Origin of the sequence: Falsiroseomonas oleicola (assembly GCF_019029495.1) — a bacterium.
In the GTDB taxonomy this organism is placed as follows: Bacteria; Pseudomonadota; Alphaproteobacteria; order Acetobacterales; family Acetobacteraceae; genus Falsiroseomonas; species Falsiroseomonas oleicola.
The window spans coordinates 186,702-205,016 of record NZ_JAERQM010000001.1 but is presented as its reverse complement, the minus strand read 5'-3'; the positions used below and the strand labels follow the sequence as shown (position 1 = coordinate 205,016).

Here is an 18,315-nt window from a genome sequence, read left to right as displayed (position 1 = left end):
CGAATCGCCTCCTTCTCCCCTTGCCCTGGAGACAGATTGATGGCGGCTGTTCCGCACAGCGACCTGCCGGACCTTTCGGACCATGTCGTGGTGCGCCGCATGCACTGGGGGCGCTGGGCGGCCGTGGCGGTGATCCTGCTGCTGCTCGCCAGCCTCGCCCGGGCCTTCGCGGTGGGGCAGATCGAATGGCAGGTGGTGGGGCAGTTCATCACCGCGCCGACCATTCTCAGCGGGCTTCTCAACACCGTGGTGATGGCGGTGGCGGCGATGGCGCTCGGCATCATGCTGGGCGTGGTGGCGGCGGTGATGCGCATGTCCAGCAACCCGGTGCTTCAGGGCGTGGCGCTGGGCTATGCGTGGCTGTTCCGCGGCACGCCGATCATCCTGCAACTGCTGCTGTGGTTCAACCTGGCGCTGATCTTCCCGACCATCGGCCTGCCCGGCATCGGCTGGGTGCGCACGGTGGATGTGATGACGCCGGCCTTCGCCGCGCTGCTCGGCCTCGCCATCAACCAGGGCGCCTATACGTCGGAAGTGGTGCGCGCCGGCATGCTCTCGGTCGATGTCGGGCAGTATGAGGCCGCGAAGGCGATCGGCATGACGCGGCTGCGCGCGCTGCGCCGCATCGTCTTCCCGCAGGCCATGCGGGTGGTGATCCCGCCGCTGGGCAATGAGTTCATCGGCATGGTGAAGTTGACCTCGCTGGCCAGCGTCATCCAGTTCACCGAGATCCTGCACAGCGCGCAGAACATCTACTACGCCAACGCCCATGTCATCGAGTTGCTGATCGTCGCCGCCCTCTGGTACCTGCTGGTCGTCTCCATCCTGACGCCCTTGCAGATGCTGCTGGAACGCCGCTTCTCGCGCGGCTCGGCGGGGGGGCGCTGAGCGATGCGGCCCTTGGTCTCCCTGGTGCGCCTGAACAAATCCTTCGGTGATTTCCGGGCGCTGCGCGATGTCTCGCTCGATGTCGCGGCGGGGGAGGTGGTCTGCATCATCGGCGCCTCCGGTTCCGGCAAGACGACGCTGCTGCGCTGCGTGAACCAACTGGTGGAACCCGATAGCGGCGCCATCTGGGTCGATGGCGAGCTGGCCGGCTACCGCGCCGCGCAGGGGCGGCTGCACCGGCTGTCGGAGGCCGAGATCGCGCGCCAGCGCCGCGCCACCGGCATGGTGTTCCAGCGCTTCAACCTGTTTCCGCATCTGACTGCGCTCGGCAATATCACCGAGGGTCCGGTGCAGGTGCTGCGCCAGCCGCGCGCGGAGGCGGAGGCCGAGGCGCGCGCCCTGCTGGCCCGCGTCGGCCTGGCCGAGAAGGCGGAGAGCTACCCCGCCCAGCTTTCCGGTGGCCAGCAACAGCGCGTCGCCATCGCCCGTGCCCTGGCGATGAAGCCGCGCCTGATGCTGTTCGACGAGCCGACCAGCGCGCTCGACCCGGAACTGGTGGGGGAGGTGCTGGCGGTGATGCGCGAGCTCGCGGCCTCCGGCATGACCATGATCGTGGTGACGCATGAGCTCGGCTTCGCCCGCGAAGTGGCGGACCGCGTGGTCTTCATGGACCATGGCGTCATCATCGAGACCGGCACGCCCGCCGAGGTGCTGAGCGCGCCCCGGGAGGCGCGGACCCAGGCCTTCATCTCCGCCGTGCTCGCCTGAACGACAGAACCGGACATCCCGATGTACGAGACGCATGACGACCTGCCTTTGCTGCCCGCCAACCGTGCCGCCTTGGCGCCCGAATATCCCTGGCCGCAGGGCCAGCGCGCGGCGATGTTCCTGTCCTTCGACGTGGATGCGGAAACCGCCTGGACCGGCAAGGACCCGTCCCGCTACGAGGAACTCGTCACCATGTCCTATGGTGGCTATGAGGCCCGCATCGGCGTCCGCATGCTGCTCGCCATGCTGGAAAGCCTTTCCCTGCGCGCCACCTTTTTCATCACCGGCTGGTCGGTCGAAGCGCATCCGGTGATGGCGGAATCCATCCTGCGCGCCGGGCATGAGATCGGCCATCACGGCTTCCACCACCTGATGCCGCAGCCTGGCGATCCGCGGCTGGTCGATGAAGTGGACCGGGCGCTGGAGACGCTGAAGCGGCGGCTCGGCGTTGTGCCCAAGGGCTACCGCGCCCCCTCTGGCGAAAGCTGCGAGGAATTGCGCGTGCTGCTGAAGGAGCGTGGCCTGGTCTACTCCTCCTCCTGGCGCGACGATGTGCGGCCCTATCGCCACCTGCTGGCGGATGGCCGGCCGGGTCTGATCGAACTGCCCGTGACCATGGTCTATGACGACTGGCTGTTCGGCCTGTCGCATCGCTACAGCCCGCGGCCGATGATGCCGAAGGAGCACGTTCTTTCGATCTGGAAGGATGAGCTGGACGAGGTGCGCGACTGGGGCGGCATGGTCACCACCGTGCTGCATCCGCAATGCAGCGGTCGGCCGATGCGGCTGCGGCTGCTGCGCCACTTCCTGCGCTATGCGCAGGGCCATGGCGATGTCTGGATCACCACCGGCGAGGCGATCGCCGCCCATTACGCCGCCTGCGAGGCGGCCGATACAGGAGCATCCGCATGACCATCCGAAAGACCCTCCTCGCCGCCGCCCTTCTGGCCAGCGGCCTTTCCCTGCCCGCCGGGGCGCAGCCGGTGCCGGAGGCGATCCGCCAGCAGGGCTTCCTGCGCGTCGCCATCGAGGCGACCTATCCGCCGATGGCCTATAAGGACCCGGCGACGAATGAGCGGCGCGGCGTCAATGTGGACCTGGTACTGGCCATCGGCCGGGAACTCGGCCTGGAGGTGCGCTGGGAGGAACTGGCCTTCGCGCAGCTGATCCCCGCCATCACCACCGCCCGCGTCGATTTCAGCGGCAGCGCCATGACCGACCTGCCGGCGCGGCGTGAAAGGCTGACCTTCGTCGATGTGGTCTCGACCGGCGCGCAGATCTTCACCACCACGGCGATGCAGCGCGGCGCGACGCAGGCGACCGATTTCTGCGGCCGCTCCGTCTCCACCCCGCGCACCACCAACTACTTCCCGCAGGCGCAGGCCTGGAGCCAGGCCAATTGCGTGGCGCAGGGCCGGCCGCCGATGCGCGTCATCGGCTCCGACGGCGCCGCCGCCAGCCGGACCGACCTGATGGCCGGCCGGGCCGATGGCGCGATCCTCGGTGCGGAATTCGTGGTGTACCTGTCGCAGCAGAATCCGGGGAATTTCGTCACCGTCGGCGCCCCGATCTCTCGCAACCTCTCCGGCATGGCCTTCGATAAGGGACAGACCGGGTTGCGTGATGCGGTGGCCGGCGCGCTGACGCGCCTGATCGCCAATGGCACATATGGCGCGATCCTCGCCCGGCATGGGCTGGAGCGTCAGGCGCTGAGTGCCATCACCATCGATGCGGGTGAGTAGCGACGCCTGTTTCGCGGATTTCTGCCGGATTCGGGGGCTCTGGCGCGGGATGTGGTGGACGCCAGAGCCCGCCGCGCCGGGTAGAGGTTGACGAAAGCGCGGCGGGGGGCCTCACTCTCCCCAACGGCGACAGCCGAAGGGGAGGGGGCCCATGGACGACCACGACCAGACGAAGAAGCCGTTCCGCCTGCGCAGCCAGCGCTGGTTCGACGACCCCCAGGATCCGGGGATGACCTCGCTCTATATCGAGCGGCAGCTCAACTTCGGCATGACGCGGGCCGAGCTCCAGTCGGGCCGGCCGATGATCGGCATTGCCCAGACCGGTTCCGACATCTCGCCCTGCAACCGCCACCACATCGCGCTGGCGGAGCGGGTGAAGGCGGGCATCCGGGATGCCGGCGGCGTGCCGCTGGAATTCCCGGTGCATCCCATCCAGGAAACGCTGAAGCGCCCCACCGCCTCGCTGGATCGGAACCTTCAATATCTGTCACTGGTGGAAATCCTGCACGGCTATCCGATCGACGGCGTCGTGCTGACCACCGGCTGCGACAAGACCACGCCGGCGATGCTGATGGGCGCCGCCACCATGAACATCCCGGCCATCGCCCTGCCGGGCGGGCCGATGCTGGATGGCTGGTGGCATGGCCGCCTGGCGGGGTCCGGCACCATCGTCTGGGAGGCGCGGAAGCAGCTTGCCGCCGGCGAGATCGACTATGAGGGCTTCATCGAGATGGTGGCGTCGTCCTCCACCTCGGTCGGGCACTGCTCGACGATGGGGACGGCGCTGTCGATGAATTCGCTGGCCGAAGCCGTGGGCATGACGATGACCGGCTCCGCCGCCATCCCCGGCCCGTACCGGCAGCGCGCGCAGATGGCCTATATGACCGGCGTGCGCGCGGTGGAAATGGTGAAGGCGAACCTGCGCCCCTCCGACGTCATGACCAAAAAGGCCTTCGAGAATGCGGTGATGGTGGCCTCCGCCATCGGCGCCTCCAGCAACTGCCCGGTGCATATGGTGGCGATCGCCCGCCATATGGGCGTGGAGCACGACCTGTCCGACTGGCAGCGCGTCGGCGCCGATGTGCCGCTGCTGGTCGATTGCCAGCCCGCCGGCCGCTTCCTGGGCGAGGCTTTTTATCGCGCGGGCGGCGTGCCTGGCGTGATGCGGGAACTGCTGAAGGCAGGCATTCTGCATGGCGATGTCATGACCGTCACCGGCAAGACGGTGGCCGAAAACCTGGAAGGGCTGCCCGAGCCGGACCGCGAAGTGATCCGCGCATTCGAAAAACCGATGAAGGAGCATGCGGGCTTCATCGTGCTGTCCGGCAACCTGTTCGACAGCGCCGTGATGAAGATCAGCGTGATCGACAAGGCTTTCCGGGAGCGCTTCCTGACCACCAACCCGGATGTCTTCGAGGGGAAGGTCGCGGTCTTCGAGGGGCCGGAAGATTATCACGCCCGCATCGAGGACCCCGACCTCGGCATCGACGAGACGACGGTGCTGGTGGTGCGGAACTGCGGCGCCGTGGGCTATCCCGGCGCGGCGGAGGTGGTGAACATGCAGCCGCCGGCGGCGCTGATCAAGCGCGGCATCATGGCACTGCCGACCATCGGCGACGGGCGCCAATCCGGCACCAGCGGTTCGCCCTCCATCCTCAATGTCACGCCGGAAGCGGTGGTCGGCGGCGGGCTCGCGCTGCTGAAACACGGCGACCCGATCCGCATCGACCTGAAGGCGCGGCGCGTGGATGTGCTGATCCCGGCGGAGGAAATGGAGGCGCGGCGCGCAGCCTGGACCGCGCCGGTGCTGCTGCACAAGACGCCGTGGGAGGAGATCTATCGCAGCATGGTGGGCCAGCTCGGCACCGGCGGCTGCCTGGAGCCGGCGACGCTGTTCCTCAACATCCTGGAGACGCGCGGCGAAAGCCGGCACAACCACTGAGGAGCGGGGCGATGGCGGGACGACTTGCAGGCAAGCGCTGCCTGGTGACGGCGGCGGCGCAGGGCATCGGGCGAGCCACCGCCCTGGCCTATGCCGCCGAGGGCGCGACGGTGATCGCGACCGACAAGGATGTCGGCAAGCTCGCCGATCTGACGGCGGCGGGGCTGACAACCCAGGGGCTCGACGTGCTGGACGATGCGGCGATCACGGCCGCCATCGCCGCGGCGGGGCCGCTTGACATCCTGTTCAACTGCGCCGGCTTCGTGCACCAGAACACGGTGCTGACGGCCACCGACGCCGAATGGGATTTCGGGTTCGCCCTGAATGTGCGCGCGATGTGGAAGATGGTGCAGGCCACGCTGCCAGGGATGCTGGCGCGCAGGCACGGCACCATCGTCAACATGTCCTCCGGCTGTTCGTCGATCAAGGGCGCGCCGAACCGCTTCGTCTATGGCACTACCAAGGCTGCGGTGATCGGGCTGACCAAGTCGGTCGCCACCGAATACGTGTCGCAGGGCATCCGCTGCAACGCGATCTGCCCGGGCACGGTGGACACGCCGAGCCTGGGGGATCGCATCTCCGCCAATGCGGCCGCGGCCGGCAGCGAGGAAGCGGCACGCGCCGCCTTCGTCGCCCGCCAGGCGATGGGCCGGTTGGCGACGGCCGAGGAAATGGCGGCGCTGGCCGTCTACCTCGCCAGCGAGGAAAGCGCCTTCGTCACCGGCCAGGCCATCCTGATCGATGGCGGCTGGACGCTTTGATTTCCCGAAATTCCCCAACACGACTATAGGCGGTTCCCATGAAACTCCTCCGCTACGGCCCCTCGGGCCAGGAAAAGCCCGGCCTGCTGGATTCCTCCGGCACCATCCGTGACCTGTCGGGCGTTATCCCGGACCTGGCGGGGGTGGCGCTTTCCGCCGCCGGCCTGGCCCAGATCGCCGCCCTCGACCCGGCCAGCCTGCCTGTCGTCACCGGCACGCCGCGCCTCGGCCCGCCCGTCTCCGGCATGAAGAACTTCGTCTGCATCGGCCTGAACTATGCCGATCATGCGGCGGAAACCGGCGCCGCGATCCCGAAGGAGCCGATCGTCTTCCTGAAGTCGCTCGGCGCCGTCTGCGGCCCGAATGACGACGTGATGATCCCGAAGAACTCCGTGAAGACGGATTGGGAAGTCGAACTCGCCATCATCATCGGCACCACCGCGAAATGCGTGCCGGAGGACACGGCGATGGAGCATGTCGCCGGCTACGCGGTGTGCAACGATGTCTCCGAGCGCGAATGGCAGATCGAGCGCGGCGGTACCTGGGACAAGGGCAAGGGCTGCGACACATTCGGGCCCCTTGGCCCGTGGCTAGTGACGAAGGATGAGATCGCGGATCCGCAGGACCTGGCGATGACGCTGGATGTCGATGGCGTGCGGATGCAGGATGGATCGACGCGCACCATGATCTTTGGCGTGCGACATCTCGTCTCCTACGTGTCTCATTTCATAACACTGCACCCAGGAGATGTGATTTCGACCGGGACGCCGCCGGGAGTTGGTCTTGGACAGAAGCCTCCTGTGTTTCTAAAAACGGGACAGAGCATCCGTTTGTCGATTCAGGGACTTGGCGAGCAGGTGCAGCGCACTGTATCTTTCGCGTGACAAGAGCAGTCAGGAGTGTCGTGTTTTGTCCGAATCGAATGAGAATGGCCGCTACCAGGTTGTTGCCTGCCCGGTTGGCACCGGCATGTTCGTGGTGCTGGTGGACAGCAGCAGTGGCCGCACCTGGAAGCTGAGCTTCGAGGCCAACAACGTGTCCGGCTGGCGGCCGCTGAAGTTCCTCGACCTGAACGCTCCGGCCGCCCCGCCGGCACCCTGAGAATGCAGGACGGACCCACCGTCCTGATCTTCGACTTCCCCAACAGCGCCTTCGGTCCGGAACGGACGGAGGCGCTTAGGCCGTTGGCGGAAGACATCGCCGGCCAGTCCGGGTTGATCTGGAAGATCTGGACCGAGGAGCCCGCCGCTGGCCGTGCTGGCGGTGTCTATCTGTTCGAGACCCGTGCGGCCGCCGAGGCCTATCACGCCATGCACGCCCGTCGCCTCGCCGCCCGCGGCGTGACGGAGATCGAGGCGAGCTATCGTGGGGTCAACGACGTGTTGACCCGCATCGACCGGGGGCCGGTTCCTCCAGCCCCCTGAACCGCCTCAGGGATCCGTCGGCAGTCGACCCAGCCGCAGGAATTGCGTCTCGCCGGAGGCACCCTGCACGCCGTCATTGTCAGTGACCGCGAAGGCATTGCCGGCCGCGTCGATGGCGAAACCCTCCAGCTTTTCCAGCACCGTGCCGCGGCTCGCCGCCAGATCCGGCACCATGTCGCGCAGCAGGCGGCGCGTGACCACGGGAACGGTTGCCGCATCCGGCGCGGCGGGCGTCAGTCCGGCCGTCGAGATCAGCACCAGCCGCTTGATCGCCCGCTCCCCCCACTGGTTGTTGCGCTCGATCACCACGAAGCGATCCGGGCCGACCGCGGTGATTTCCGAAAGCCCCATCCACCCGGCCGGCGTCGAGTCCAGCGCCATGTGCAGCACGCCCCAGATGCGCGTCGCGGGCTGGTAGCGCAGGATCATGGCATGGCCCGCCGGGTCGCCGGTCCAGGGCCGCTGCACCGCGATCCAGACCGTCTCCTCGGCGCCCTCGCCGGTCACTGTCACACCCTCGAAGCCGAAGCGCAGCGCGCGGCGGGCGAGGGCCTCCGGCAGGGCAATCTCCTCCTCGATGGCGCCGGTGGCGGAGACGCGCAGCAGCAGGTTCGCGGTCTTGTTCTGCGCCCGCTCCGGATTGCCCTCCGACGCCAGCCAGAAGCTGCCATCCGCGCGCTGGGCGATGCCCTCGATATCGAGGCCGGCCGCCGGCGTGCCGTTGCGCGTCACGGTGAGGCTGCCGGTGATGCGGGCGGGGGTGGCGGTGGCGTCGATGGTCAGGATCTGCGCCTCGGCATAGACGCTGTCCGTCACGGCAAACAGCCGGCCCGGCACCGCGCGGTCGGCGGCGAGGCCTGACAGCGCGCCCCAGGGGATCGGCGTGCCCGCCGCGCTGTTTTCCGAAACCAGCGTCGGATAGGCGGCCGGCGCGGCGCCGCGCTGATAGATGGTGAGCGTGGAGCGCAGGCCGGTCTGAGGATTGTCGCCCTCGCCGGCCACCACCAGCAGGCCCCGCGACGGAATGGCGAGCATCCCCTCCGGCGCCACGCCAGCCGGCAGCACCTGCAGGAAGACCGGCGCCTGGCCCGGCCCGCGATCCTGCCAGACGCTGACCAGGGAGGCGCGTTCGGAGCCGACGAAGATCAGCCGGTGATCGCCGAAGCGGGCGACCTCCACCCCTTCCGGCTCATTGCCGCGTGCGGCGGAACGGGCCTCGGGGTAATGGCCGGTGCGGATCGCCAGGTGCTCAAGAAAATTGCCGGAATCCCATTCCACCGTGCCGTCGCGGCGGAAGATGGTGAAGCCGCGGGACCCGGTGACCATGTCCCCCTCATTGGCGGTGACGAAGCGCTCGTCATCCAGCCAGCGCACCGCATCCGGCTCCCGCACCAGGCCGGTCAGGCGCTGGGTCGGGCGGATGAGGTTGTCGCGGCGGCCATCGACCTGGTCGAGATCGACCGTGCCGGCGCTGAAATGCGCCACGACCCGGCCCTCGGCGAGGTTCACGATGGCCAGATGGTTGTTCTCCTGAAGCGTCACCACCGCCTCGCCACGGCCATTCACATCGGCGAATTCCGGCTCCGGATCGGTCGGCGCCACGGCCGCGAGGCCGGTCAGGTCCACGCGGCGGAGCGCCGCGCAATCCAGCCCCGCCTCGGTGATCGGCAGCAGGGTCAGGTTGCCCGGCGGCAGTTGCGGGATGCGGCCGCGGTCCAGCGATTCGTCGCGCTCATTCTCGATCACCACGACCAGGGTGCGGCCATCCGGGCTGATCGTCGCCGCATCGGGCTGGCCGCCGAGGTCGCAGCGCTGCTCGATGCGCCGGCCGGCAATATCCACCACCACGACATGGCCGCTGGGTGCTGCCTTGCTGGGGGAGGTGTCGAGCACGGCATAGGCGCGGGCGCCGCGCGCGGTGACGGAGGTGGGGTCGCCATCCAGCGGCAGGAAGCCGGCCGGTCGCGGCGCGGCGGGGTCGGCGATGTCCACGAAACCCAGGCCGCGCTGCCCGCCATCGACATAGATCAGCGTATTGCCATCGGCGGAGGCGGTGACGATCTCGGCGATGGAGCGGCCGGCGCGGTCGCGATCCGGCGGCAGCATGCGCACCGCCTCGATCGTCGCGATGCGATTGAAGACTGGAGCCTCCTGCGCCGCCGCGGGAAGGGCGCAGAGGCTGGTGAGCAGCAGGGTGCGGAGGGAGATGCGCATGGGGATCGGGGCCGTTCGACTGTGCCGCGCCAATCCGCGGCGCCCACGGCGTCGCATCCGCCCCGATGCCCGGCAAGTCCGGATCGAGACTGACCCGAAACCTTCACGGAGTCTCAGGCCAGTAGGTGCCGAAGGACCAGACATGGCCCTCCGGATCGCGCACCGAGAAATCGCGGGACCCGTAGTCGGTGTTCTCCAGCGGCCGCACCACCTGCGCCCCGGCCGCCACGGCGCGGTCATGCGCCGCATCGGCATCGGCGGTGCGGATGTAGATGCTGCCGGTGATGTTCCCCAATTGGCCGGGCGCCTTGCCAAAACCGTCCGGCCGCACGGAGCCGAGCATGACCAGCCCGGCGCCATCCAGGTGCAACTCCGCATGGGCGATGCCGCCCTTGTCGTCCGGCACCACCAGCCCGCGCCGGAAGCCGAAGGCGCGTTCCAGCCAGTCCAGCGCTGCCGGCGCGTCCTGGTAGCGCAGGCAGGGGCATAGCGTGCCGGGTTTTGCTTCCGTCATGGTCGAGGTCTCCTGGCCTTGGTCAGACACCCTGTGCCGGATCGGAGATTTGTCGCACGACAGCGCGAAGCCGGGCCTGCTGCCCCGCCGGCCTCACATCGTCGCGCCGATCACCCAGGGGGCGAATTCACTGCCACCGAAATCGTAGCTCTCGCTTTTCGTCCGTTCCCCGCTGGCGACCCGCAGCATGAGTTCGAAGATGCGCTGGCCGACCTGTTCTATGCTTTCCTCGCCGGTGACGATGGTGCCGCAGTTCACGTCCATGTCTTCCGACATGCGCTCATACATCAGCGTATTGGTGGCGAGCTTGATGGAGGGGGCGGGCTTGGCGCCGAAGACGGAACCCCGGCCGGTGGTGAAGCAGACAAGGTTCGCGCCACCGGCCACCTGCCCGGTGGCGGCGACCGGGTCGTAGCCGGGGGTGTCCATGAAAACGAAGCCCTTCGCCGTCACGGGTTCGGCGTAGCGATAGACCTCGACCAGGTTCGTGGTGCCGGCCTTGGCCATGGCGCCGAGCGATTTTTCCAGGATGGTGGTCAGCCCGCCGGCCTTGTTGCCGGGGGAGGGGTTGGCGTTCATCTCCGCGCCCTCCTTAGCCGTGTAATCCTCCCACCAGCGCATCAGATCGACGAGCTTTTCGCCCACTTCGCGGGAGACGGCGCGGCGCGTCAGCAGGTGCTCGGCGCCGTAGGTCTCCGGCGTTTCGGAGAGGATCACGGTGCCGCCGTGGCGCACCACCAGGTCGCTGGCATAGCCCAGCGCCGGGTTGGCGGTGATGCCGGAATAGCCGTCGCTGCCGCCGCATTGCAGGGCGACGACCAGCTCACTGGCCGGGATCGGCACGCGCTGCGCGGCATTGGCCTCCGCCAGCACTTCCCGCACGAAGGCGATGCCGGCTTCCACGGTCTTCCGGGTGCCGCCCATCTCCTGGATGTCCATGCTGCGCAGCCGCCCGGCGAGGCGCTGTTCCTCCAGCAGCCCGCCGAGCTGGTTCACCTCGCAGCCGAGGCCGATGGCGATGACATGGCTGAAATTCACGTGCCGCGCATAGCCGGCCAGCGTCCGCCGCAGCAGCCGCAGCGGCTCGCCCTCCGTCATGCCGCAGCCGGTCTTGTGGGTCAGCGCCACCACGCCATCGACATTCGGGAAGTCGGCCAGCGGGTCGGTGCCGGCAAAGGGGTTGCGCTTGAAGGCATCGGCGATGAGGTCGGCGACATGGGCCGAACAATTCACGGATGTGACGATGCCGATGTAGTTGCGCGTCGCCGCGCGGCCATCCGGGCGCCGGAAGCCCATGAAGCTGGCAGGGGTATTGGCATAGGCCGTCGCCTTCACCTCCCGGCTATAGGCATAGTCCTTGGCGAAATCGCCCATGGCGCAGTTGTGGGTGTGCACCCAGTCGCCCGGCGCGATGGTCTCGGTCGCGAAGCCGATGATCTGGCCGTAGCGGCGGATCTCATCGCCCGCCGCATGCGGGCGGATCGCCACCTTGTGGCCAGGCGGGATGCGTTTTGCCCCCACCGCGATCCCCGGCACGACGGTGGTGCCGGGCGGCAGGGCGATGCGGGCGATCAGCACGCCATCATCGGGCGCGAGGCGGAGCACCGGCGGCAGCGTGGTGGCGTCCATGTTCGTTGTCCTCCGTTTGGGTCAGCTTAGGCTGCCGGCATCGCCGCTTGGAAGGGGGGCGGCATCTCCCGCACCACGACCCCGGGCTGCCGCGCCGCCAACTCCGCCAGATGGGCGTGATGGGTGAACAGGATGGTCTGGGTCGTGGCCCCCAGCCGGGCCAGCAGCGCCAGGGCGGCGGTGGCGCGGGCATCGTCGAAGGTCGCCAGCAGGTCGTCTGCGATGAAGGGTAGGGGCTCGGTCGCGCTGGCCTGTGCCTCCACCGCCGCGATCCGCAGCGCGAGGTAAAGCTGGTCCCGCGTGCCCTCGCTCAGCGCCTCCACCGGGCATTCCGTGCGGTTGTCGCGCACGGCGCGCAGCAGGGTGCCGCCGGCCTCGTCCTCATCGGTGGTGAGGCGGGTGTAGCGGCCCTCCGTCAGCAGCGCGAAGTGTTCGCCGGCACGGCGCAGCAGCGGGCCCTGGCGTTCCTGGCGGATGCGTTCGATGCCGGCCTGCAACAGGCTACGGGCCAGGTGCAGCCGGGCATAGCGCTCGGCGGCGGCGGCGGCCTCCGCCAGACGGTGTCGCGCCTCCTGCGCATGGGCGGCGGCGTCATGGCCCCGCTGCATGGCGAGCAGGCGGGATTCGGCATCCTGCTGCCGGGCGCCGAGGCGGGTGAGGGTTTCGCGCAGCGCCGCCTGTTCGGCGTCGATGCGCTGCTGCCGGGCGGCGGCCGCATCCGTGTCGGTGCCCTCGGCCTCCGCCCGCAGCGCGGCCTCGTCGCGGCCATCGCCCTGGGCGAGCAGATCCGCCTCCAGCCCGGCGATGGCGCTTCGCAGCGCGTCGCGGGCGGTGGCACGGGCGATCGCTGCTTCCAGCGCCGGCAGATCGGCGGCGCCAGCAGCGTGGCGCAGCGTGGCGAGGTCCCGCTCCGCCGCTCCCAGCCGGTCGGCCGCGGCGGCGGCTTCCTGCTGGCCTGCGCGCAGGCGCCTGGCCAGGGAACGGGCTTCCGCATCCGCCGTCCTGGCGCTGGCCAGACGGCGGGCGAGTTGAGCCACGGCCAAGGCGGGGGAGTCGGCATCCGCCTCACCGAGGTGCCGCAGCACGGCTTGCGTGGCCTCCGCGAAGGCCGTGACGGCACCCTGCATATCGGCGATCCGGACCGCGTCGCCGCGCCAGGCCTTGGCCGCCTCCGCCACGCGCGTCCAGGCGCCGAGCGCGGCCTCGACCGCCTCGGCCGAGGCTTCGGCGGGCAGGCCCAGCGCCTCGGTGGTGGCGCGCCATTGCGGCGCGAAGGCGTCCAGCGCCGCCCGCGCCCGCGCCGCGCCAAGGCGCGCGGCCTCGGCCAGTTCCGCCGCATCGGCGGCGCGGCTGGCGAGGCCGCGATGCGCGGCCTCCGCGGCCTCCGCGACCTCCAGCGCATCGCGCGCCCGGCCGAGCCGCGTGGCGAGGCTGTCGCCCGGCGTGCCCCATGGCAGCAGCGCCAGCGCCTCGGCATGGCGCGCGGCCAGAGCATCGCGCTTCTGCCGGGCCTCCTCGGCCACCGCCGCGAGCCGCAGCACCTCGGCGCGGGCGCGGCGCCATTCGGCCATGGTCGCGGCATCCTGCGGGGCGAGGCCGGCGGGCTGCCAGAGGTTGTGCCAGGCGCCCTCCGCCATCGCGGCACGGTCTTCCGCGAGCCGCCGGGCCGTGGCGCTGTCCGGCAGGCGGCTGCGCAGCAAGGCGAGACGCGCGGATTTCGCCGCGTAGTCATTGACCCGCGCGGCATCGTCGGCACGGGCATCGGCCAGGCGGTCGGCGCTGTCGCGCAGGGCCTCGAAGGCATTGAGCAGGCCGGGTTCGGCTGGGGTGCCGAGTTCCAGGGCGCCGCGCAGGGTCGCCCAGGTCTCGTCACGGCGGGCGCGTTCGGCGGTGATGAGGGCGCGGGTCGGCACGGTCTCGCCACGGGCGAGATGGTGCACCTCCTCCTCCAGCCCGGCGATTTCCCTGCCCAGCGCCGCCTCGGCGAGGCGGGCGGCCTCCACTTCGCTGCTGGTGGTGGCCAGGCGCAGCGCGGCGGCCTCCGCCGCCGGGGCCAGAGGCAATGGGCAGGCGGCGAGGGCGGCCAGGTCGCCGGACCAGAGCGGCAGGGCGGCCAGCGCCGAATCCACGGCGTGCGCAGCATCGGCCAGCGCGCGCTGGCCCGCCGCCAGCTCCCGGTCGAGCGGACCCTCGCCACGGGCCGCGTCGATGGCGCGACGCAGCGGCGCGGTCGGGGGTGGCGCGGCGCCGGCCGCCAGTTTCGCCCGCGCCGCGTCGCTCTGGCGCTCGGCCTGGGCCAGCGCGTCCTCCGCCGTGCCCAGCGCGGTGGTGAGTTCGGTGCGGCGGCGGATCAGGGCCTGGGCCGCCGCGCGGTCGGCGGCCTTGGGCAGCGCATCCCGCACCGCCTCCGGCGTCGCCGCGCTGCCGAGCACGGCGGCAGCCTCGATCACCTCGGCGCGGTAGCCATCCACCTTGCGCTGGACCTGCGGCAGGTCCGCCTCGGCCTGGACCATGCTGGCGCGCTGTTCGACCAGCCGGTCGATGGCGTCCTGCACCTCCAGCACCGCGGCATCCCGCGGCAGGGCGGCGGCGTCGCGGGCCAGGGTCTCGGCCTCCACCGTCTCCCGCCGCAGATCCTCGGTGGCGAGGCGTCGCGCCTCGACCAGCCGGGCGAGGGTCTCGGCGGCGCCGGCGGGCAGGTGCGGCGCATCGGCGACGGCGGTGAGGTCGTCGCGGCGGGCGGCCAGCGCGGTCAGCAGCGGCAGCACGCGGCGGGTGCGGTGCAGCCGGGCCGATTCGGCGGTCAGCGCATCGGCCTCCCGCGTCGCGGCCTCCCGCTTACCGTAGATGTCCTCAAGTTCGGCGGTGACGGCGAGCCAGTCGCGCGGGCGCACGGAGGCTTCCTCGGCGGCGCGGCGCTGGTCGTTCCAGGCCTCGGCGGCGGCGGAAAGAGCGCGCTTGCCGCGGCCATCGCCATGCAGCGCCTTCGCCTCCGCATCCAGCCGCTCCAGCGCCTTGCGCAGATGCGGCAGGCCCATGCCGGCCAACAGGCTCTCGCCGGCCTCGCCGCCGCTCTGCAGCAGCGAAAGCGCGCCATCGCGCAGCGTGGCGCCGTTCAGCCCATAGGTGGTCTTGAACAACTCCCGGCCGGCACCGCCGAGCAGGCGCAGCAGCGCGGCCTCCGGCACCGGGTTTTCCGCGCTGTCCAGCAGGGTGTTCTTGTTGCCCTTGCGGCGCAGGAAGGCGGTGCGGCTGCCGTCCTGGCCGAGGATTTCGAAGCCCAGGCGTAGGGCACTGGTCTCATGCAGGAAGGCGTGGGGGCTGCGCGCGGGGAAGCCGAACAGCGCGTCGCCGATCGCGGCCAGGGCCGTGGACTTGCCGGCCTCATTGGCGCCGAGCACCACCACCAATGGCGCGGCTTCGGGAAAATCCAGTCGCGCGTCGGTCAGATGCCCGTAGCGCAGCAGATCCAGGCGCAGCAGCCTCACGCCGGCTGCTCCGCGGCGATGGCGGCGGCGGCCAACTCCCAGGCCTCCGCGCCGAGCCGCGCCAGCGCCTCAGCATCCTGCGGCAGGTCCAGCGCATCGCGTGCCGGCGCCGGGACCTTGGCCCGCAGCGCCGCCATTTCCGCCAGCAGTGCCGCAACGCGCGTCGGGTCGGCGAGGCCGGCCTCGAAGGCCGCGCGCAGCGGCGCCAGCGTGCCGGCGGCCAGGCTGCGCGAAGGGCGGGTGCGGAGGCGGACGGCCTCGACATGCACTTCGCCGCCCGCCTCGATGGCGGCGTTGCGGCATTCGGCGGCGAGGCGTTCGGCATCGCTGGCCAGGCCGGGGGTGGCTTCGCCGGTCAGCACGAGGCGGGCGAGCAGGGGCCGGTCCTCGGCGGCGGCCAGCGCTGCGCTCACGGCCTCCGCGATCCGGCGGCTGAGCGCGGAATCCTCGGCGGCCTCCACCTCCAGCATCGCCCAGCGCAGCATGTCCACGGCGCGATGTTCCACCGCGACCACCTGGCCATCCTCCACCGTCACCAGGCTGCAGCCTTTGGCGCCGGATTCGCGGATGTGGCGGCCCTGGATATTGCCGGGGAAGACGATCCAGGGGCGCTCCGCCAGCACCTGGCGCTGGTGGATATGGCCCAGCGCCCAGTAGTCGTAGCCCTTCAGCCGCAGCATGCCGGGATCGCAGGGCGCATAGGTCTCGTGCTCGCCGGGATCGTTGCCGGAGGTGTGCAGCACGCCGATGTTCAGCCAGCCGTGGCGCGGCTCGGCATAGCCTAGGGAGAGATCCTCGGGCACCGCGCGATTCGGGAAGGAATGGCCATGCAGGACGATGCCGAGCTCGCCCAGCTCATGCGTCTGGCAGGTGCGGGTGGAGAATTCCCGCACATTGGGCGGCAGGGACAGGTCCTTGGTGATGACGCTGCGCGCATCATGGTTGCCGCGCAGCAGGAAGCAGGGACGCGCCAGCCGCTTCATCTGGGCGGCGAAGAACAGGCCGGTGGAAAAATCCTTCCAGTCGCCATCATACAGGTCGCCGGCGATGATGACGAAGGCCACGTCCTCGGCGATCGCCAGGTCGATCATCGCGGCGAAGGCGCGGCGGGTGACGTCGCGCAGCAGATCGGGCGGCAGGTCGCCGCGCGCCTGCAATCCGGCCATCGGGCTGTCCAGGTGGATATCGGCGGCGTGCAGGAATTTCATCCCCTCCAGAATCGGCCGGCTTGGCGCCCTCCGCAACCCCGTTACTGTGGGAGGCGGGATCGAGGGGCATGGAATGTATACGCTGGACGTGCTGGTGCAGGGCTATCCCGGCAAATCGGTCTGCCATGGCGCGCTGGGCTGGAGCACCATCGCCCTGCTGCGCGGGGAGGGGCGGGTGGCCCTGGTGGATGTGGGGTCCTTCGGTGTGCGGCCGGAACTGGCCAAGCAGCTCGCGGCAAGGGGCGTGGGGCGGGAGGATGTGACGGACATCCTCCTGACCCATGCCCATTGGGATCACAGCGTGAATGCGCCTCTGTTCCCCAACGCCACCGTGTGGATCGGCGCCGAGGAAATGGCTTGGGCGGAGGCCGAGCCCTGGGATTTCAACGCCCTGCCGGAGCTGCATGTGCGCGAACTGGCGAACAGCCCGCGCACCCGGCGGATCGTGGCAGGGGAACAGCCGCTGCCGGGCGTCCATGCCATAGCCGCCCCCGGTCATACGCCGGGCTGCCTGGTCTATTACCTGGCCGGCAACGACCCGCCGGTGATCTTCAGTGGCGACGCCGCGAAGAACCGGGCGGAGATGCTGTCGATGGCGGCCGACATGACCATGGATGCGGCAGCCTCCGAATCCTCCATGGCGGGCATCTGGTCGCTCTGGCGGGCGGTGGCGGGCACGCTGCTGGTGCCGGGGCATGACCTGACCATGCGGCTGGATGCGGAGGGCCACCCCGAATATTGCGGGCAGCGGCAGGCGGCGATCCGGTCCTGGTTCAGCGAGGACCTGGCCGTGACCGCCGATTTCGACCTGACGGCGCCTTGAGCGGGGCCGTGCGCGCCTGGGTCCGCCTGCCCTCCGGCCGCCGGCTGGACCTGCTGGCGCCGACGCCCTTCGACTGGACGGATGAGGACCTGGCCACCGGCTTGTCCCGGACTTTTCGCTGGGGCGGGCATTCCATCTGGCCAGGTGCGCCGCTGTCCGTCGCGCAGCATTCGCTGGCCGTACTCGCGCTGCGAATTCGAACAAAGCCGGCACCTGGGCGGGCGGAGGCATTGAGGGAACTGCTGCATGATGCGGAGGAGGGGCTGACCAATTTCGACTGCATCTCTCCGCTGAAGCCCTTTCTGGGGCCGGGATTCCTGGCCCTGCAGGACCGGCTGTCCGCCGTGCTGGCACAGCGCTACGCCCTGCCGCCCTGGGACCCGATTGAAAGAAAACTGCACAAGAAGCTGGATGTGGCGATGGCGGCGGCGGAGGCGGTGCATGTCGCCGGCTGGTCGCAGGCGGAGGTGCGCGCCACGCTCGGAATCCGGGCGGCGGTGATGGCCACGGACCCGCTGGTGGCGGAGTTCGGCGGCACCCCATGGCAGCCCTGGCCGCCGGAACTCGCGGCTTCGCGTTTCCTGGCGGCGCTGCGGCGCTTGCAGGAACCCTTGGCAGCGCGCCCCGCGGCGACTACCACCCCGCCATGACCGAAGACGCACCCGAAACCCTGCCCGACCGCCTCTCCGTGGACCCGCGCAGCCCCTTCCATCAGGAGGCGCTGCTCGCGCGCGGCATCGGCATCCGCTTCAACGGGGTCGAGAAGACCAATGTCGAGGAATACTGCGTCAGCGAAGGCTGGGTGCGGGTCTCCGTCGGCAAGGCGGTGGACCGCAAGGGCCAGCCGCTGACGCTGAAGCTGAAGGGCACGGTCGAGCCCTATTTCCGCGATACCGCCGAAAGCTGAGGCGCGC

General features: G+C 70.1%; 17 protein-coding genes. 12 read left to right on the top strand and 5 right to left on the bottom strand.

The window, feature by feature from the left end; translation table 11 throughout:
- The first annotated feature begins 39 nt into the window (after positions 1 to 39).
- The 9 genes from JJQ90_RS00990 to JJQ90_RS00950 all read left to right on the top strand — a co-directional run bounded on the left by JJQ90_RS00990 (position 40) and on the right by JJQ90_RS00950 (position 7,525).
- The gene (locus JJQ90_RS00990) at positions 40 to 888 is read left to right on the top strand and encodes an amino acid ABC transporter permease (RefSeq protein WP_216872611.1); all 849 of its coding nucleotides are present in this window, start codon (positions 40 to 42) and stop codon (positions 886 to 888) included.
- 3 nt (positions 889 to 891) lie between these two features.
- A complete protein-coding gene (locus tag JJQ90_RS00985) occupies positions 892 to 1,656 on the top strand; it encodes an amino acid ABC transporter ATP-binding protein (RefSeq protein WP_216872610.1) in 765 nt (254 codons plus the stop codon).
- 21 nt (positions 1,657 to 1,677) lie between these two features.
- Positions 1,678 to 2,568, top strand: a complete 891-nt coding sequence (locus JJQ90_RS00980) for a polysaccharide deacetylase family protein (RefSeq protein WP_216872609.1) — start codon at positions 1,678 to 1,680, stop codon at positions 2,566 to 2,568.
- A complete protein-coding gene (locus JJQ90_RS00975; RefSeq protein WP_216872608.1) occupies positions 2,565 to 3,398 on the top strand; it encodes a transporter substrate-binding domain-containing protein in 834 nt (277 codons plus the stop codon). The genes JJQ90_RS00980 and JJQ90_RS00975 overlap by 4 nt, the downstream gene beginning before the upstream one ends.
- 151 nt (positions 3,399 to 3,549) lie before the next feature.
- Positions 3,550 to 5,340, top strand: coding sequence for an IlvD/Edd family dehydratase (locus tag JJQ90_RS00970; protein ID WP_216872607.1), 1,791 nt, complete (start codon positions 3,550 to 3,552; stop codon positions 5,338 to 5,340).
- A gap of 11 nt (positions 5,341 to 5,351) precedes the next feature.
- Positions 5,352 to 6,101 carry an SDR family oxidoreductase gene (locus JJQ90_RS00965; RefSeq protein ID WP_216872606.1) on the top strand — a complete coding sequence of 250 codons (750 nt, stop codon included), beginning with the start codon at positions 5,352 to 5,354 and terminating at the stop codon, positions 6,099 to 6,101.
- Positions 6,102 to 6,139: 38 nt separating this feature from the next.
- On the top strand, positions 6,140 to 6,985 hold the full coding sequence (locus tag JJQ90_RS00960; protein WP_216872605.1) for a fumarylacetoacetate hydrolase family protein: 846 nt from the start codon (positions 6,140 to 6,142) through the stop codon (positions 6,983 to 6,985).
- A 25-nt stretch (positions 6,986 to 7,010) separates the two neighbouring features.
- The gene (locus tag JJQ90_RS00955) at positions 7,011 to 7,202 is read left to right on the top strand and encodes a hypothetical protein (RefSeq protein WP_216872604.1); all 192 of its coding nucleotides are present in this window, start codon (positions 7,011 to 7,013) and stop codon (positions 7,200 to 7,202) included.
- A gap of 2 nt (positions 7,203 to 7,204) precedes the next feature.
- Complete coding sequence (locus tag JJQ90_RS00950) at positions 7,205 to 7,525, top strand: YdhR family protein (protein ID WP_216872603.1); 321 nt, start codon at positions 7,205 to 7,207, stop codon at positions 7,523 to 7,525.
- Positions 7,526 to 7,531: 6 nt separating this feature from the next.
- On the opposite strand, the gene JJQ90_RS00945 is transcribed toward JJQ90_RS00950, so the two are convergent.
- The 5 genes from JJQ90_RS00945 to JJQ90_RS00925 all read right to left on the bottom strand — a co-directional run bounded on the left by JJQ90_RS00945 (position 7,532) and on the right by JJQ90_RS00925 (position 16,578).
- Entirely contained in the window at positions 7,532 to 9,739 is a 2,208-nt protein-coding gene (locus tag JJQ90_RS00945; RefSeq protein WP_216872602.1) for an esterase-like activity of phytase family protein, read from the bottom strand.
- Positions 9,740 to 9,842: 103 nt separating this feature from the next.
- Complete coding sequence (locus JJQ90_RS00940; RefSeq protein ID WP_216872601.1) at positions 9,843 to 10,253, bottom strand: VOC family protein; 411 nt, start codon at positions 10,251 to 10,253, stop codon at positions 9,843 to 9,845.
- 93 nt (positions 10,254 to 10,346) lie between these two features.
- On the bottom strand, positions 10,347 to 11,882 hold the full coding sequence (locus tag JJQ90_RS00935; RefSeq protein ID WP_216872600.1) for a UxaA family hydrolase: 1,536 nt from the start codon (positions 11,880 to 11,882) through the stop codon (positions 10,347 to 10,349).
- 26 nt (positions 11,883 to 11,908) lie between these two features.
- Positions 11,909 to 15,370 (bottom strand): AAA family ATPase, encoded by a 3,462-nt coding sequence (locus tag JJQ90_RS00930; RefSeq protein WP_216872599.1) that lies wholly within the window; start codon positions 15,368 to 15,370, stop codon positions 11,909 to 11,911.
- Positions 15,367 to 16,578 carry a metallophosphoesterase family protein gene (locus JJQ90_RS00925; protein ID WP_216872598.1) on the bottom strand — a complete coding sequence of 404 codons (1,212 nt, stop codon included), beginning with the start codon at positions 16,576 to 16,578 and terminating at the stop codon, positions 15,367 to 15,369. The genes JJQ90_RS00930 and JJQ90_RS00925 overlap by 4 nt, the downstream gene beginning before the upstream one ends.
- Before the next feature lie 73 nt (positions 16,579 to 16,651).
- Between JJQ90_RS00925 and JJQ90_RS00920 the strand changes: the two genes are divergently transcribed.
- From JJQ90_RS00920 to JJQ90_RS00910, 3 genes are read left to right on the top strand one after another with little or no spacing between them, the layout of a single operon-like run.
- Entirely contained in the window at positions 16,652 to 17,401 is a 750-nt protein-coding gene (locus JJQ90_RS00920; protein WP_216872597.1) for an MBL fold metallo-hydrolase, read from the top strand.
- A gap of 8 nt (positions 17,402 to 17,409) precedes the next feature.
- On the top strand, positions 17,410 to 18,051 hold the full coding sequence (locus tag JJQ90_RS00915; protein WP_216872596.1) for an HD family hydrolase: 642 nt from the start codon (positions 17,410 to 17,412) through the stop codon (positions 18,049 to 18,051).
- Positions 18,048 to 18,308: a DUF3297 family protein gene (locus JJQ90_RS00910; RefSeq protein ID WP_216872595.1), complete on the top strand. Its 261-nt coding sequence runs from the start codon at positions 18,048 to 18,050 to the stop codon at positions 18,306 to 18,308. The genes JJQ90_RS00915 and JJQ90_RS00910 overlap by 4 nt, the downstream gene beginning before the upstream one ends.
- Positions 18,309 to 18,315 lie beyond the last annotated feature (7 nt).

Bases quoted from the DNA above. Each gene is read 5' to 3' on its own strand.
- JJQ90_RS00950 (WP_216872603.1), top strand. From the start codon at position 7,205: ATGCAGGACGGACCCACCGTCCTGATCTTCGACTTCCCCAACAGCGCC.
- JJQ90_RS00985 (WP_216872610.1), top strand. From the start codon at position 892: ATGCGGCCCTTGGTCTCCCTGGTGCGCCTGAACAAATCCTTCGGTGAT.
- JJQ90_RS00925 (WP_216872598.1), bottom strand. From the start codon at position 16,578: ATGAAATTCCTGCACGCCGCCGATATCCACCTGGACAGCCCGATGGCC.
- JJQ90_RS00965 (WP_216872606.1), top strand. From the start codon at position 5,352: ATGGCGGGACGACTTGCAGGCAAGCGCTGCCTGGTGACGGCGGCGGCG.
- JJQ90_RS00935 (WP_216872600.1), bottom strand. From the start codon at position 11,882: ATGGACGCCACCACGCTGCCGCCGGTGCTCCGCCTCGCGCCCGATGAT.
- JJQ90_RS00970 (WP_216872607.1), top strand. From the start codon at position 3,550: ATGGACGACCACGACCAGACGAAGAAGCCGTTCCGCCTGCGCAGCCAG.
- JJQ90_RS00940 (WP_216872601.1), bottom strand. From the start codon at position 10,253: ATGACGGAAGCAAAACCCGGCACGCTATGCCCCTGCCTGCGCTACCAG.
- JJQ90_RS00920 (WP_216872597.1), top strand. From the start codon at position 16,652: ATGTATACGCTGGACGTGCTGGTGCAGGGCTATCCCGGCAAATCGGTC.
- JJQ90_RS00975 (WP_216872608.1), top strand. From the start codon at position 2,565: ATGACCATCCGAAAGACCCTCCTCGCCGCCGCCCTTCTGGCCAGCGGC.
- JJQ90_RS00960 (WP_216872605.1), top strand. From the start codon at position 6,140: ATGAAACTCCTCCGCTACGGCCCCTCGGGCCAGGAAAAGCCCGGCCTG.
- JJQ90_RS00945 (WP_216872602.1), bottom strand. From the start codon at position 9,739: ATGCGCATCTCCCTCCGCACCCTGCTGCTCACCAGCCTCTGCGCCCTT.
- JJQ90_RS00990 (WP_216872611.1), top strand. From the start codon at position 40: ATGGCGGCTGTTCCGCACAGCGACCTGCCGGACCTTTCGGACCATGTC.
- JJQ90_RS00910 (WP_216872595.1), top strand. From the start codon at position 18,048: ATGACCGAAGACGCACCCGAAACCCTGCCCGACCGCCTCTCCGTGGAC.
- JJQ90_RS00980 (WP_216872609.1), top strand. From the start codon at position 1,678: ATGTACGAGACGCATGACGACCTGCCTTTGCTGCCCGCCAACCGTGCC.